The organism is Streptomyces sp. NEAU-sy36, assembly GCF_013423905.1.
Classification (GTDB): domain Bacteria; phylum Actinomycetota; class Actinomycetes; order Streptomycetales; family Streptomycetaceae; genus Streptomyces; species Streptomyces misionensis.
In genome coordinates, this window is the sequence record NZ_CP058977.1 from 3553326 (window position 1) to 3566692 (window position 13367).

Sequence of the window (13367 nt, forward strand, 5' to 3'; positions counted from 1 at the left end):
TCGATCACCGGTCCGAAGGAAAGTTCGAATGATGAACTGTCATGGGATTCCTGGGCAGTGCCCACCTGCGTGAACGGGGCAAGCAGTTCCGGAAACCGGGGCCGATGCGGTCGCTCGACGAGGGCTGAGCGGGACTCGGCCCGGAGCCCGGCGCGTCTCAGTCCCCGCCGCGGCGCATCCAGTGCGCCCAGCGCTGGTGGCGGCGGGACGGCGGACGCTCCTCGGGAGCCGGCTCGGCGCCCGGCTCCGGTGCAGCGGCCGGCGGCGAGGCCGGTGGCGGTCCGTCCGCAGGTGGACGCAGGCCCTCGGTGGAGTACTCGGTGGCCGCGATGGTGTCGATGATCTGCTGGTCGGTGAAGTTCTCCGAACCGGGGACGTGGGGCACGAAGCCGATGAGCACTCCGTCGCCGACCGCCTCGGCGTCCAGCCCCGACACCCCGTCGGTGTCCCACAGGGCCTCGATGCCGTAGTCCAGGACGACCCTGATCCCGAACTCGTACACGCCGGCCTCGGCGAGATGGGCCATGACCCCCCGGTCCCGCAACGCCGCCACCACGCGCCGGGCACGATCCGCGTCCATGTCGGCCGCCTCCCTCCGGGTCCGCGGTGCCGGGCTCGTGTGCTGCCCGACACCACCATTAACCCCTCTCCCGCGCGGGAACGGGAGGCCCTGCGACGGTCCGGCCGAGCGGACCTCCCTGGTCCGTAGCGAGCCTGGGACATTCCCGGCGGCGGACCGGGGGCAGGATCCCGCTCGACCATGGTCCCGGTGGCGGACACCCACCGGGACCATCAGCAAGGCAAGGAGTGTTCGCATGGGTACGAAGCACACGTTCGCGGCCGTCTTCGCCGCGGCGGCGCTGGTGGCGACCACCGCCACGGGGATCGCGCAGGCCGCGCCCGCGACGGCCGAGGGCACCGCCCCCTCGGCCTGCCGCCCGGCCAACCACCTGGCGAGGATCACGCAGGGGCCCGCCGGCGCGGGACACCGCCACTATCGCGTCACCTTGACGGCTCCGCGCGGATACGACGCGTGCAAGCTCGCCGGTTCGCCCACCGACGTGCGGTTCTGGCACCACGACTCCCGCACCGGCGCCGCCGCCGGGCACTACGGCGATCAGAAGGCCACGGTGACCTTCGGCCCGGGACGCCCGGTCCACTTCGACATCCAGGTCCCGAACAACGGGCACGGCACCCGCTCCGACGAGGCGTCCTTCACGCTGCGGGCCCCGGACGGCGAGATCCCCGGCACGTCCTACGCCGAGGGCGCGTTCGACGCCGCCCCCGGCACCCTCGTCGGCCCGGTCCAGCCCGGCGCCTGACGGTCCGTCGCGACCCCGGCGCGTCCCGCGGTGGGACACCCCGGGGCCGCATCGGCCCGGTGGCCGAACGGACCCGCACGAGCAGCCCGGCCGGAGGGGGACCGGCCCGGGTTCGACAGGCGGTCGCCGGTGCCGCGCGCCCCGTGGCGGCGATGTCCTGCGGGGCGCGCGGAGGGGGTGCCGGTTCAGGCGTTGTAGCCACCGTGGGCGTCCAGCACCGCGCCCGTGACGTACGACGCGGCGGGGCTCGCCAGGAAGGCGATCGCCGCGGCGATCTCGTCGGGGTGGCCCATGCGTTGCAGGGAGAGCGAGCTGATCAGGGCCTTGAGGGTCTCCGGGTCCGGCCCTTCCATGCCGCCCTCCATCAGTCCCGCCTCCACGACGTTGGCCGTGATGTTCCGGGGCCCGAGGTCCCGTGCGACCCCCATGGTGTAGCGCTCGATCCCCGACTTGGTCGCCGAGTAGTCGGCAAGGCCCGGGGCGCCGACGCGGGAGCCCAGCCCGGAACTCACCGTGATGATGCGGCCGCCCGAGCGCAGCACTCGGGAGGCGGCCCGGATGACGGCGATCACGCCGAGGTAGTTGGTGGCGTGCATCCGGTCCAGCGCGGCGGTGTCCGCGTCCGGATCGTCCACCCTGCGGCCCTGCTCCACCGAGATCGCCGCGTTGTTGACGAGGATGTCCAGGCCGCCGAAGTGCGCGACCACGTCGTCGATCAGCGCCGGCGCCCGGCTCGTGTCCGCCTGGTCGGACCTGAAGGCGACGGCCTTCCCTCCCTTGCTCCGCACCTCGTCGACGACGGCCTGCGCCTGCTTCTCCGAGCTGACATAGGTGAAGGCCACGTCGGCTCCCTGCGCGGCCAGCAGTCGTACGGTCGCGGCTCCCAGTCCGCGCGACCCCCCGGTGACCAGGGCGACCTTGCCCGTGAGTGGCTTGCTCATTCTTCCCACCTCGTTGATCGGTCCTTCCCGACTGTCGTAACAGTAATTGTTACGTCGTACTGTTGCAACCTTCGTTGTTACGACTGCCTCGTCGTAACATGAAGCGTTGCGGCCGACAGGAGGGGTCCATGAGCGCCAACAGCAGGCTGACCATCGCCGCCCACGCGCTGGCCTGGATCGGCCTGTACCAGCGCCAGGGCCACGAGGTCGCCACCTCCGAGCAGATCGCGGCCAGCGCGAACACCAACCCCGTGGTGATCAGGCGCCTCCTCGGCGAGCTGCGCGGGGCCGGGCTCGTGGAGTCCCGCCGGGGCGTCGGCGCGGGCTGGTCACTGGCGCGCGAGCTGGAGTCGATGACCCTGCTCGACGTGTACGACGCGGTGGAACCCGGCCCGCTGTTCGCGATGCACCGCACCACCCCGGACCAGGGGTGCGTGGTGGGTCACGGCATCCAGCCGGCGATGCGGGGCATCTACGCGGGCATCGAGGAGACCCTGCGGAAGGAACTGGCCCGCGTCACGCTCGCGGACGTCCTGCGGGACGTCCTCGCGGCCCCCCGGTAGGCAGGAAACCCGTTGCGCGGGGGCCGCACCGGATGTCTGATGGACCGGCCGCCGATCAGGGGAGAGAACATGAGCGGGTCGCTGCCCACCCCCTCGTTGCACACCGCTCGCCTTCGACTGCGTGCCTTCGAGGACACGGACGCGAACGACCTCTTCGCCCTGCACAGCAGCGCCCACGTGCTGCGCTACTGGGACGCGCCACCATGGAGCGAACGCGTGCGCGCCGAGAGGTTCATCGCGGCTTGCCGGCGGATGGCACAGGAGGGGACCGGGGTGCGGCCGGCCGTGGAGCGCCTTTCCGACGGGGCGTTCATCGGCTGGTGCGGACTGAGCGGGTGGAACCCGCAGTACCGCAGCGCGTCGCTCGGCTACTGCTTCGACGACGCGGCGTGGGGCCGGGGCTACGCGACCGAGGCCGCCCGCGCCCTGCTGCGGTGGGCGTTCGACACGCTGGACCTCAATCGCGTCCAAGCCGAGACCGACACGCGCAACCTGGCCTCCGCCCGCGTGCTGGAGAAGCTCGGCTTCGTGCGTGAAGGGACGCTGCGGGAGAACTGCGTCGTGGGCGACGACGTCTCCGACTCATGGGTCTACGGGCTGCTCGGACGGGATTGGCAGCCGTCGGCCGAGCAGGTTCCCGGCCACTGAGCCGCGGCCTTCGGCGCCCGGTACCGGATGACCCCGGTCAACCTGGGACAGGGCCGCCGAACGGGCAGGGACGAGGCCGCCACGGAGCATGCGGCCGGCGGCCGGTACCCGGCCGGGAGGGCGACGGGCGGCCGGTGGCGGACCGGCCGGCCCCGCAGGCTCACTGCCCCACCCGTCCGTCGATGCGCTCGCGCAGCAGATCGGCGTGGCCGCAGTGGCGGGCGTACTCCTCGATCCGGTGCACCAGCAGTTCCCTGACGGAGATCCGGTCCTTCCCCAGTCGCTCGCCGAGGTCCGGGTGCGCGGCCAACGCGGCGTCCGTGGCGGCCTGTTCCCGCGCCAGATCGGCGAACGCGGCGTCGACCGCCGCCGGTTCGGCGACGGCGCCGTCGAAGTCCGCGTCGCGCCTGCCGTACAGCTTCGGGAGCGGCTCGTCGTCGCCGATCCAGTTGCGCCAGTTCCTCTCCACCTCGGCGAGGTGCCGGACCAGGCCGAGCAGCGACATCGTCGACGGCGGAACCGACCGCCGCGCCAGCTGCTCCGGGTTAAGCCCCTCGCACTTCATCCGCAGAGTGGCGCGGTAGTCGGCCAGATACCGGTCCAGCGTCGCGAGTTCGCCCTCCGGGGCCGGCCCCGAGCCATCGCGAGGGTCGTCATCAGGGTCGACCCACATATCGGGAAAGACGGTTGCCTGGCTCCAGCGCGCGGGTTCGTCGGTCATGCCACTCATGCTCGCCCGCGAGGGCGCGAGCCCGCCAGCCGATTTCCCGGGTCGAGCGGGGCGTTCGGGGGCCTCCGCGGTCCTCGGTCGTTCGCCCGCCGTCACCCGTGCCCCGGCGTCGGAGGGCGTATCGTCGTGGCAGGGCGAGCGGGCGTTGGAAGGGACAGCGTGACGACGGACCGTACGGACTTCGACCCCGCGACGGCCCTGGCGCGCATCGCCGCCGCGACCGGCCAACTCCTCGGGACGGCTGCCGAGTTCACCGACGCCGACGTACGCGCGCCGTCACTGCTGCCGGCCTGGTCGCGCGGGCACGTGCTGACACACCTGGCTCGCAACGCCGACGGTGGCCGGCACCTGCTGACCTGGGCCCGGACCGGCACGGAGACACCGGAGTACCCGAGCCTCGCCGCACGGGCCGAGCAGATCGAGAGCGGAGCGGGCCGCGGCGCCGCCGAACTCCTGGCCGACCTGAGGGACAGCGCCGCCGCGTTCGAGGCCGAGTACCGCAGGATGCCGCCCGACGGCTGGCACCGGATCGTTCGCTGGACCCGCGGACAGGAACGCCCCGCCGCCCGTGCCGCCGAGGCCCGCCTGTGCGAGGTGCTGGTCCACCACGCCGACCTCGACGCCGGGTACACACCGGCACACTGGCCGGCGGACTTCGTCGCCACGATGCTCGACCGGGTCGTCGCCTCCTTCGGCGCACGCGACGACGCCCCCGCCGTGCGGCTGCACGCCACCGACACCGGCACCGGCCACGTCATCGGCGGCGCCCCGTCGGCGCCCGTCGTCCGCGGGTCGCAAAGCTCCCTGCTTGCCTGGCTGATGGGCCGCTCGCCGGGCACCGGCCTGGCCGCGGACGACGCTCGGGGCCTGCCCCGGCCGCCCTTCCTCTACTGATCCCCGCCCCGGCCCGACGGCCCCGGCGTACCGGACCGGGTGTCGCGCAACCGCCCAAGCAGTTCCCGGGCGGGAGCGCTGTCCGCGTCGAAGGCGTGGAAGCCCTCCTGACCGTCCGGCACGGCGGGACCCCACAGCCGTACGCCGTGGCACTCGAAACAGAAGGCCAGCCGGAACAGCGGCCCGGTGGCGCCGTGCACCCGGATGCCCCAGCCGGGGTTGAAGCAGCGGCGTATGTCGCCGTCCGGCAGAGCACCGATCAAGGTCAGCGCCCGTACCGCCTCCGCCCCCTCCCAGACGCCGGTCTCCTCGCCGCTGACGTCCTCGGCGCTGTAGTGCCGCAGCGGATCGAGGATGCGGACGACCTCGATCAGTTCGGCGTTCTCGTGGGTGATCGGGAGAGGCAAGGCGGGCTCCGTCGTGTCAGGTGGGGGGCGCGCCGGTCGCGGCGTACGCCGTGCGCCAGATCGTAGGAGGTGTGCCGGTCTGGCGGCGGAAGAAGGTGGTGAAGTTGGCCAGGTCGCGGAAACCCAGGCGCCGGGCGCAGGCGCCGACGGGAAGGTCGCTGTGGGCGAGGAGTCTGCGGGCTTCCAGCAGGATGCGCTGGTCGAGGAACGTCTTGGCGCCCGTACCGGCGGCGGCACGGGTCGCCCGGGTCAGGGTGCGGGCGTCGTAGCCCAGCGCCTGCGCGTAGTCGCCCACCTGGTGCCAGTGGGTGAAGTGCTCCTCGACGGCCGCCCGGTAGGCGCGGAACACCTCGGTGTGACGGCCGCCGGAGGGAGCCGAGCGGGGCGGCGCGGGGGCGTCGGGGAGCGCGCGCAGGAGCAGCGCCGCCAGCAGGTGGGAGAGCAGCGCGGGCGATGCCGCCCGCGGTGTCCGCGCGGCCGCGCCGTGCTCACGACCGAGGTGTTCGGCCGCGAGGAGGGCGAGCGACAGGCGTTCCCCGTCCAGTTCCCAGCACGCGGGCGCGGTGGCCTCCGCGGAGGTGAAGCCGGGCAGAAAGCCGGGCTGGAAGAGGATCAGGGGGCCGTCGCAGGCGTCGATGTCGCTCCAGCGGTGCACCATGCCGGGCCGGATCCACACGACGCTGCCCGCCGCCAGCGCAGAGGTGCGGAAGTCGGCCTCGTGCGCACCGGTTCCGGAGCCGACCAGAGCGAGGACGTGGAAGTCGGGGCGCTGCGGCCGTGCGCGTCGCCGGTGCGGGTCCATGGCACGGAGCCCGGCGAAGTCGAGGACCTCCACCCCGTACGCGGACCCCACCGCGGGCAGGTAGCGCAGCTGTCGTACCGCACTGTGTCCGTTTTCCACAATGACCGGGTCCCTTTCGACGACCGCGCGGACCGTCCGCTGCCTACTGTCGACGACGGGCCTGACAGCCAGGCCAGAGTACCGGTGCACGGCAGCGAGGATACGGCGGCAGCCGCGCTCCTCGGCTGCCGGGAGAGGCATGACGATGACGGAAACCACAAGGACGTTCGCCGTGGCGGGCGGGAACCTGGAGGTGCGGACGGCGGGCCATGCCGGACCGGCCCTGGTGTTCGTCCACTACTGGGGTGGCTCCGCGGACACCTGGGACCGCGTGCTGGACCAGCTGCCGCCCGAACGGGCGACGGTGCGCTTCGACCAGCGCGGCTGGGGACGCTCGCGGGAGCTGCCCGGGCCCTTCCACCTCGACCGGCTCGCCGACGACCTCGCCCGTGTGACCGAGACCTGTGCGGCCGGGCCGTTCGTCCTCGTCGGTCACTCCATGGGCGGCAAGGTGAGCCAGCTCCTCGCCGCGCGCCGGCCGGCCGGACTCGCGGGCCTGCTGCTCGTCGCACCCGGGCCGCCGCAGCCGCCCGCCACGGTGACCGAGGAGTACCGGCAGGGCCTCTGCCACGCCTACGACTCGCCGGAGACGGTGCGGCACGCCCTCGACCACGTCCTCACCGCCGCACCGCTGACCGAGCCGGCGCGGACCACCGCGGTGCGCGACAGCCTGTCCGCCGCCCCCGGTGCCCGGCGCGAGTGGCCCCTCCAGGGCATCGCCCGGGACATCACGGAAGCCGCACGGCGCATCGACGTACCGGTGGCGGTGCTGGCCGGCGAGCACGACGTGGTGGAACCCCCGAGGGTCCTGCGCGAGCGCCTTCTTCCCCACATCCCGCACGCATCCCTGACCACCGTCCCCGGCAGCGGCCACTTGCTCCCCCTCGAAGCCCCCGCCGCCGTCGCGAAGGCCGCCGGAGACCTCCTGGCGTCCCTCGGCGAGGCGGCCGGGTAGGAAGCGCGCGATCCGGGCGAGGAGCCCACCGGACATCGACCGCCAGGCGACCGGCGGCTACGCTGTGACCTGCGGCGACCGAAGGATCTTCAGGTGTCCGCGCCACTCTTCGACGGCCGGCGGCGGCCGTTCGGTTCCACCCGGACCAGCGGCACCGCTCGGCGTCGGGAGTCATGTATCGGACAACCGGGCCGGACGGCGTGCGGGTGATCGGCCGACCGCGTCCTGCGCCGAGGCCGTGCCGCACACCCAGGGCCGGCGAGGGCAGGGAGAGGCCGTGTCGGGAGAGAAGCCGTTCGGGGATGTGCTGCGGGGTCTGCGGCAGCGGGCCGGCTGGACCATCGAGGAACTGGCCGAGGCATCGGGCGTGAGCGTCCGCGCGATCGGCGACATGGAACGGGGGCACAGCCGGGTTCCGCAGCGGCGCACGGTGGCCGCGCTCGCGGACGGGCTGGGCCTCGGTGACGTGGAGCACGAGGCGCTGCTGGCCGCGGTGCGGGCAGGGCGCAAGACGCCAACGGTGGTGGCGGCGGGAACCGTGGTGCCGCCGCGCTCGGTGGGCGACTTCACGGGGCGCGAGACGGAACTGGCCCGGCTGACGGAGCATGCCGAGGCAGCGCGCACCGGCGAGCGCGCGGCGGTGACGGTCATATCCGGCCCCCCTGGCTGCGGGAAGACCACCCTGGCCCTGAAGGCGGCGGCGAACCTGCGCGAGGAGTTCCCCGACGGATGCTTCATGGTGGACCTCCACGGGGTGGACGGCCCCGCGGACCGCGGCGAGACGGTGCTGAAGCTCCTGAAGGCCCTGGGGGTCCCAGAGCGCCGGCTGGCGCGGGAGGACGCGCAGGGTCAGGCGGGCCTGCTGCGGGCGCTGCTCGCCGAGCGCCGGTGCCTCGTGGTGCTGGACAACGCCCGCGACGAGGGCCAGGTGCGTCCGCTGCTGCCCGTGGCCGGGCGCAGCCTGGTGGTGGTCACCAGCCGGCGCCCGCTGACCGGCCTGGAGGACGTCGACCGGCTGACGCTGTCGGCGATGACGCGGGCCGAGGCCGTCGAGCTGCTGCGCCGGATCCTCGGCCCGCAGCGTGCCGACGCGGAGGCAGGAGCCGTCGCCCGGGTGGCGGAGCTGTGCGGAGACCTGCCCCTGGCACTGCGGGTGGCGGCGAACTGGCTGACCATCCGGTCGGGGTGGAGCATCGGCCATCTGGTCCGGCGGCTGGCCGACGAGGAACGCCGCCTGGGCGCGCTCACCGCCGGGGACGTGCGGGTGGAGGCGGCCTTCGAACTGTCCTACCGGCAGCTGACCGCGCAGGCCGCCCGGATGCTGCGGCTGCTGAGCCTGGTACCGGGGCCGGACATGACCGCCGCCTACGGTGCCGTCCTCACCGCCACCGACCTGTTCGAGGCCGAGGACGTGATGGAGGAGCTGGTGGACGCCGGACTGCTCCAGGCCACCTTCACCGGCCGGTACCAACTACACGATCTGCTGCGGCTGTTCGCCCGTGCGCGGCTGGCCCGGGAGGAGGCCGGCGAGCGGGACGCGGCCGAAGAGCAGCTGAACACCTGGCTGCTGGAGACCGCCGTGGCCGCCGCCCGGCTGTTCGGCCCCGGTCCTGAGGCGGCGGAGTCCTCCTGGCCGGGCCTGGTCCCCCTGGACACCACCGAGCAGGCCCGGGCCTGGCTGGAGAGCGAGGCCCCCGCCTGGCTCGCCACGCTGCGCGGTGCGGCCGCTCGGGGTGAGCACGCCCGGGTGGCGGCGACCGCCGAGGCCATGGGGGGCTTCGCCAACGTGTGCGCCTTCTCGGGCTACTGGACCGACGTCTACCACCTGTCCAGCAAAGCCGCCGCGGCGCTCGACGATCCCCGTCTGCGGGCCGCCCAGCTCAGCATGTACAGCTGGGCGTTGGCCAACGAGTACCGTGCGGAGGAGGCCATCGCGCGGGCCGACGAGGCCTTGGAACACGCCCGCCGCGCGGGCGATGTCTCCCAGCAGGCCCGGGCGATGTACTACGCGTCATGGCCCTACGGTCAGCTCGGCCGGGACGAGCAGCGCATGGAGAAACTCCGCGCCGCCGCCGACCTGTTCGAAGCCGCCGGCGACCATGAGGGCTGGACCTTCTCCATGCTCTCCTACCGGACGAGCCTGCGCGAGCTCGGCCGTGCCGAGGAGTCCCTGGCCCTGCACGAGCGCGTCATCGCCTTCCTGGACGCGCCCGACTGCCGTTTGACGGGGCACGTCGCCGACCTCGCGCGTCTCACGGCGGGCACCGCGCTCGGCCGCGACCTGGCCGCTCTGGGGCGGTGGCGGGAGGCCGCCGACCACCTGCGCGGCGACCTGAGCCGGATCCAGCAGCTCGGAGTCCCCTCCTTGGAGGCCGACGTGCTGATGGAGCTGGGCAGGGTGCTGGCCGAACTGGGGGAGATCGAGGAGGCCCGCTCCTGCCTCCGCCGGGCGCTCGCCTTCGGCGACGCGGCGGACAGCGGGAACCTGAAGATCGTACAGAGCCTCCTGGAATCGCTCTCCGCCGAGTGAGACCACTCGCGGCGCGCCCTGGGCCGGAGATCACGGACCGCTGCCGACCAGCGGTCCGCACCCTGCCGACGCAGCCGTCACCCGGAGCGGGCCGGCCCGCGCGCCACGACCCGTCGCACCGGCGGCGAAGCGCTCGTCATCGGGCGCCGTTCACGCGCGTCTTGCGGAGAGGGCAGGATTCGAACCTGCGTGGACCCTTGCGGATCCGACCCCGAGGCATGCTCGCCGGTCCCCGATCAACCACTCCGGGCACCTCTCCTCGCTCCCGGCTCCGGATCGGTGCCCGGTGCCGTTCACAGGGAAGAGACTGCCAGGCGGCGCTGACACGGCGCTGACGGCCCGGGCGCCGTGACCCGCCCAGGCTTCTCCGCCCGCTCGGTCGCGGCTCGTCGGGAGGTGTCTCGCAACGCCTTGTCACAGGAATGTCTCAGCGTCGATCGCCAGGCAACCGGGGTCGCGGCGGCTCTGTCTGGATAGACGCGAGGCCCGCTCACCAGGAGCGGGGCCCGACCCAAGGGGGAATCCGATGCGTGTTGGCAAGGTCTCGATGCTCGCTGTCGCCGGTGTGGCCGTCGGTCTGTCGCTCACGGCCTGTAGCGGCGGCGGCTCGGACAGCGCCTCGTCCTCCTCCAGCCCTTCCGTGACGGCCGGTTCGTCGGCCGGTTCCACGAGCAGCGCCCAGCCCGGCGCCCCGGCCGGCAAGACCGGCGCGGGCTCGGCCACGCCCACGGGCTCGGGCAGCGCGAAGAAGTCCGGTGTCAGCTGCACCAACCAGATCAATTACGCCGGTGACCCGCGGTCCAACGCGGAGATCAACAGCATCGGTGAGCAGACGGGTCACTGCCCGGCGCCGGAGAAGGGCAGCAAGCCGGCCGGCACGCCGAAGAAGTCCGGCGTGAGCTGCACCAACCAGATCAATTACGCCGGTGACCCGCGGTCCAACGCGGAGATCAACAGCATCGGTGAGCAGACGGGTCACTGCCCGGCGCCGGAGAAGGGCAGCAAGCCGGCCGGCACTCCCAAGAAGCCGGGCGTCAGCTGCACCAACCAGATCGACTACGCCGGTGATCCGCGCTCCAACGCGGAGATCAACAGCATCGGCGAGCAGACCGGCTACTGCCCGCCGGTCCGGCACTGAGGCACCGGCCGACGGCCGCCGGACCGAGACCCGGACGGAGGCCCGGCCGTCGCCGCCAGCTCGCGCAGCGCCGTCTCCGAGGAGGACCCGGGATCGGCCGTGATCAGGACGACCTCCTGGTCGTCCTCGGGGACCAGGAGAACATCGCAGTTCAGCCGCAGTTCGCCGGCCGTCGGGTGGGCGAGCGTCTTGGCGCGGTGCCCGGGCGCGTGGACCGGGCGGGTCTCCCACAGCAGCCGGAACTCCTCGCTCCCGGCGCGCAGTTCGGCCAGCAGGGCGGCGAGGCGGGCATCGTGCGGGTAGCGGTCGGCGGCCCGGCGCAGCCGCGCCACCACGATGTGCCCGAACTCCTCGGCGCTGGAGCTCTCGTACATCCGCCCCTCGCCGAGGAAACGGCGCCGCGCCAGGTTCGTCGTCCCCCGTCCGAGATCACCGCCCAGCAAGGCTTGGGCCAGCGGGTTCCAGGCGACGATGCCGTAGGCGGCGTCGGTGACGATCGCGCCGGTCCCCGGCAGGCGCCGCAGCATCCGGGCCACATGCGGGCGCACCCGCCGGACGGCCCCGGTGGCGGGCGGCGGCGCACTCGTGCCGGCCAGCCGGAACAGATGGCTGCGCTCGGCCGGGGTCAGGCGCAGTGCCTGCGCCAGCGCCTCCAGGACGCGGGGCGACGGGCGGGGGCCACGGGCCTGTTCCAGGCGCACGTAGTAGTCGACGGAGATGTGGGCCAGCTCCGCCACCTCTTCGCGGCGCAGGCCCGGGGTGCGGCGCGGGACGCTCGTGGGCATCCCCAGCTCGTGCGGCCGCAGGGCAGCGCGGCGCTCCCGCAGGAAGCGGGCCAGTTCCTGCCGGGCCATGCCGCCTCGCCTCTTCCCGTTGCCTGGTACAGGTGGTCCCTGGCAGGGTCGTCGGCGCCAGGGGACCGTGGCTGTCATGAACGATCGCACAGCACTGGTCACCGGTGCCAACAAGGGGATCGGCCGGCACATCGCCCGCCTGCTCGTGGCGGAGGGGTTCGTGGTGCACGTGGGCTCCCGCGACGCCGGGCGCGGGCTGCGGACCGTCGAGGAGATCGGCGGCGAAGCGCGCCTGCTCGTCCTCGACGTGACGGACCCCGACAGCATCGCCACGGCCGCGGCGCGACTGGACCGCCTCGACGTACTGGTCAACAACGCGGGCCTCCTGCCCTCGCTCGCCCCGCCCACCGAAACCACCCTGGACGACTTCCGGAGCGCCTACGAGACCAATGTGTTCGCAGTCGCCGCGGTCACCAACGCCTTCCTGCCCGCCCTGCGCCGCTCCCCGCACCCCCGGATCGTCAACATCTCCAGCGGCACCGGATCACTGACCTGGAGCACGAACCCCAACCCCCAGTTCACCCCCGGCAGCGGCGCCTCGGCCGCGTACCGGTCGTCGAAGGCCGCGCTCAACGCCCTCACCGTCCTGTACGCCCAGACCCTGGCCGAGGACGGCTTCAAGGTCAACGCGCTCGCCCCCGGCCGGCGCGCCACCGACCTCAGCCACCGGGCGGCCACGGGCGGCGACCCGGCGGAGGCGGCCCGGGGAGCCGTACGACTGGCTCTCCTGCCGGACGACGGGCCGACCGGCGCGTTCTTCTCCTGGGACGGAACCCCCGTGCCCTGGTGACCACGGGCGACAACCCCTGAGCGGTCCCGTGGGCGGGTGACCCGGGGCGGCGCCCGGACCCGGGCCGCCGCCTCACGGCCTGCCGCGGCGTGTGACGAGGTCGCGCAGCCGGTCCCACGGGCCCCACACCTGCGCGGTGGCCCTCGTCAGCGGGGCCGAGCCGGGTGCGCCGGGCCGGGGACGGGTCGGCGCCGACGCCCGCGCCCTGCGGGCCTTGTCCCCGAGATCCCGCAGGACGTCGGCGGGGCACAGCGCCTGGAGGCGCGGCAGCAGGAGCTGTTCCTCTTCGACGACGTGCTCCGTGACACGGTCCAGCACGGACAGCAGAAGACGCCCGAACCTCTCGCTGCCCGCCTCCTCGGCTTCCAGGGACGTCAGCAACTCCTCGATCCGGCGTTGCCCGTCGAGTCGCCGTTCGACGCGGTCGCCCCCGTCGGGCAGGTACCGGCGCAGGACCGGATGGAGGTGTTCCCGCTCCACCGTGAAATGGCGGACCAGGCTGATGCTCACCTGCTCCACCAGTGTCCTCCGCTCGTCGCCGCGGGGCGCCGAGGAACGGATACGGTCGAACAGGCGCTGGATCTCGCGGTGGTCCGCCGTCAGTACCTCGATGATGCCGCTCCCACTGTCCACTGCCGCTCCCTCGACCGCCGTCGAAATGCGTGTGCCCTCGGCAAGCCTGCGCAACAGGCAG

General features: G+C 73.5%; 15 protein-coding genes and 1 tRNA gene. 8 read left to right on the forward strand and 8 right to left on the reverse strand.

Features of this window, described 5'->3' with window-relative positions:
- Positions 1-157 precede the first annotated feature (157 nt).
- Positions 158-580, reverse strand: coding sequence for a hypothetical protein (locus tag HZZ00_RS16430; RefSeq protein ID WP_180332880.1), 423 nt, complete (start codon positions 578-580; stop codon positions 158-160).
- Positions 581-815: 235 nt separating this feature from the next.
- Between HZZ00_RS16430 and HZZ00_RS16435 the strand changes: the two genes are divergently transcribed.
- Complete coding sequence (locus HZZ00_RS16435; RefSeq protein WP_180332881.1) at positions 816-1322, forward strand: DUF4232 domain-containing protein; 507 nt, start codon at positions 816-818, stop codon at positions 1320-1322.
- 185 nt (positions 1323-1507) lie between these two features.
- Here HZZ00_RS16435 and HZZ00_RS16440 read toward each other — a convergent pair whose 3' ends face one another.
- Complete coding sequence (locus HZZ00_RS16440) at positions 1508-2263, reverse strand: SDR family NAD(P)-dependent oxidoreductase (protein WP_180332882.1); 756 nt, start codon at positions 2261-2263, stop codon at positions 1508-1510.
- A gap of 128 nt (positions 2264-2391) precedes the next feature.
- Here HZZ00_RS16440 and HZZ00_RS16445 point away from each other — a divergent pair, with 128 nt between their 5' ends.
- Positions 2392-2826, forward strand: a complete 435-nt coding sequence (locus HZZ00_RS16445; RefSeq protein WP_180332883.1) for an Rrf2 family transcriptional regulator — start codon at positions 2392-2394, stop codon at positions 2824-2826.
- A 69-nt stretch (positions 2827-2895) separates the two neighbouring features.
- Complete coding sequence (locus HZZ00_RS16450) at positions 2896-3474, forward strand: GNAT family N-acetyltransferase (protein WP_180332884.1); 579 nt, start codon at positions 2896-2898, stop codon at positions 3472-3474.
- Between the two features lie 160 nt (positions 3475-3634).
- Here HZZ00_RS16450 and HZZ00_RS16455 read toward each other — a convergent pair whose 3' ends face one another.
- Complete coding sequence (locus HZZ00_RS16455; protein ID WP_180332885.1) at positions 3635-4195, reverse strand: DinB family protein; 561 nt, start codon at positions 4193-4195, stop codon at positions 3635-3637.
- A 168-nt stretch (positions 4196-4363) separates the two neighbouring features.
- On the opposite strand from HZZ00_RS16455, the gene HZZ00_RS16460 reads away from it, so the two are divergent.
- The gene (locus tag HZZ00_RS16460; RefSeq protein ID WP_180332886.1) at positions 4364-5098 is read left to right on the forward strand and encodes a maleylpyruvate isomerase family mycothiol-dependent enzyme; all 735 of its coding nucleotides are present in this window, start codon (positions 4364-4366) and stop codon (positions 5096-5098) included.
- Here HZZ00_RS16460 and HZZ00_RS16465 read toward each other — a convergent pair.
- Both HZZ00_RS16465 and HZZ00_RS16470 read right to left on the reverse strand, forming a co-directional pair.
- Positions 5092-5505 (reverse strand): hypothetical protein, encoded by a 414-nt coding sequence (locus tag HZZ00_RS16465; RefSeq protein ID WP_180332887.1) that lies wholly within the window; start codon positions 5503-5505, stop codon positions 5092-5094. The genes HZZ00_RS16460 and HZZ00_RS16465 overlap by 7 nt on opposite strands.
- Positions 5506-5521: 16 nt before the next feature.
- Complete coding sequence (locus tag HZZ00_RS16470; protein ID WP_180332888.1) at positions 5522-6406, reverse strand: AraC family transcriptional regulator; 885 nt, start codon at positions 6404-6406, stop codon at positions 5522-5524.
- A gap of 139 nt (positions 6407-6545) precedes the next feature.
- Here HZZ00_RS16470 and HZZ00_RS16475 point away from each other — a divergent pair, with 139 nt between their 5' ends.
- Entirely contained in the window at positions 6546-7361 is an 816-nt protein-coding gene (locus HZZ00_RS16475) for an alpha/beta fold hydrolase (protein WP_257585829.1), read from the forward strand.
- A 277-nt stretch (positions 7362-7638) separates the two neighbouring features.
- The gene (locus HZZ00_RS16480; protein WP_180332889.1) at positions 7639-9891 is read left to right on the forward strand and encodes a helix-turn-helix domain-containing protein; all 2253 of its coding nucleotides are present in this window, start codon (positions 7639-7641) and stop codon (positions 9889-9891) included.
- A 164-nt stretch (positions 9892-10055) separates the two neighbouring features.
- Here HZZ00_RS16480 and HZZ00_RS16485 read toward each other — a convergent pair.
- Positions 10056-10150: transfer RNA gene (locus HZZ00_RS16485), tRNA-OTHER, on the reverse strand.
- Between the two features lie 267 nt (positions 10151-10417).
- On the opposite strand from HZZ00_RS16485, the gene HZZ00_RS16490 reads away from it, so the two are divergent.
- The gene (locus HZZ00_RS16490) at positions 10418-11029 is read left to right on the forward strand and encodes a hypothetical protein (protein WP_257585830.1); all 612 of its coding nucleotides are present in this window, start codon (positions 10418-10420) and stop codon (positions 11027-11029) included.
- On the opposite strand, the gene HZZ00_RS16495 is transcribed toward HZZ00_RS16490, so the two are convergent.
- Entirely contained in the window at positions 11005-11883 is an 879-nt protein-coding gene (locus HZZ00_RS16495; protein WP_180332890.1) for a helix-turn-helix transcriptional regulator, read from the reverse strand. The genes HZZ00_RS16490 and HZZ00_RS16495 overlap by 25 nt on opposite strands.
- A gap of 76 nt (positions 11884-11959) precedes the next feature.
- Here HZZ00_RS16495 and HZZ00_RS16500 point away from each other — a divergent pair, with 76 nt between their 5' ends.
- Positions 11960-12673: an SDR family oxidoreductase gene (locus HZZ00_RS16500; RefSeq protein ID WP_180332891.1), complete on the forward strand. Its 714-nt coding sequence runs from the start codon at positions 11960-11962 to the stop codon at positions 12671-12673.
- Positions 12674-12745: 72 nt separating this feature from the next.
- Here HZZ00_RS16500 and HZZ00_RS16505 read toward each other — a convergent pair whose 3' ends face one another.
- Positions 12746-13306, reverse strand: coding sequence for a hemerythrin domain-containing protein (locus HZZ00_RS16505; RefSeq protein ID WP_180332892.1), 561 nt, complete (start codon positions 13304-13306; stop codon positions 12746-12748).
- Between the last annotated feature and the right edge of the window lie 61 nt (positions 13307-13367).

Bases quoted from the DNA above. Each gene is read 5' to 3' on its own strand.
- HZZ00_RS16445 (WP_180332883.1), top strand. From the start codon at position 2,392: ATGAGCGCCAACAGCAGGCTGACCATCGCCGCCCACGCGCTGGCCTGG.
- HZZ00_RS16500 (WP_180332891.1), top strand. From the start codon at position 11,960: ATGAACGATCGCACAGCACTGGTCACCGGTGCCAACAAGGGGATCGGC.
- HZZ00_RS16490 (WP_257585830.1), top strand. From the start codon at position 10,418: ATGCGTGTTGGCAAGGTCTCGATGCTCGCTGTCGCCGGTGTGGCCGTC.
- HZZ00_RS16455 (WP_180332885.1), bottom strand. From the start codon at position 4,195: ATGACCGACGAACCCGCGCGCTGGAGCCAGGCAACCGTCTTTCCCGAT.
- HZZ00_RS16440 (WP_180332882.1), bottom strand. From the start codon at position 2,263: ATGAGCAAGCCACTCACGGGCAAGGTCGCCCTGGTCACCGGGGGGTCG.
- HZZ00_RS16495 (WP_180332890.1), bottom strand. From the start codon at position 11,883: ATGGCCCGGCAGGAACTGGCCCGCTTCCTGCGGGAGCGCCGCGCTGCC.
- HZZ00_RS16475 (WP_257585829.1), top strand. From the start codon at position 6,546: ATGACGATGACGGAAACCACAAGGACGTTCGCCGTGGCGGGCGGGAAC.
- HZZ00_RS16435 (WP_180332881.1), top strand. From the start codon at position 816: ATGGGTACGAAGCACACGTTCGCGGCCGTCTTCGCCGCGGCGGCGCTG.
- HZZ00_RS16450 (WP_180332884.1), top strand. From the start codon at position 2,896: ATGAGCGGGTCGCTGCCCACCCCCTCGTTGCACACCGCTCGCCTTCGA.
- HZZ00_RS16430 (WP_180332880.1), bottom strand. From the start codon at position 580: ATGGACGCGGATCGTGCCCGGCGCGTGGTGGCGGCGTTGCGGGACCGG.